The 310-nt window shown below is 50.6% G+C and carries 1 pseudogene; it reads left to right on the forward strand.

Annotated elements, in window-relative coordinates:
- Positions 1–310, forward strand: a pseudogene (locus Q9I99_RS11355) (transposase); the annotation flags it as partial.

Here is a 310-nt window from a genome sequence, read left to right on the forward strand (position 1 = left end):
CCTTTGTTGGAAGATCTACCCAAAGGTACGACCGTTTATGCCGACAAAGGCTATGACAGTGAGGAAAACCGGCAACATCTGGAAGAACATCAGTTGTTGGACGGCATTATGCGCAAAGCCCACTGCACCGTCCGCTGTCGGAAGTGCAAACCAAACGCAACCGGTATTTGTCGAAGACCCGTTATGTGGTCGAACAAAGCTTTGGTACGTTGCACCGTAAATTCCGCTATGCGCGGGCGGCCTATTTTGGTCTGCTCAAAGTGAGTGCGCAAAGCCATCTGAAGGCGATGTGTTTGAACCTGTTGAAAGC

Source organism: Neisseria basseii, from assembly GCF_962707005.1.
In the GTDB taxonomy this organism is placed as follows: domain Bacteria; phylum Pseudomonadota; class Gammaproteobacteria; order Burkholderiales; family Neisseriaceae; genus Neisseria; species Neisseria bergeri.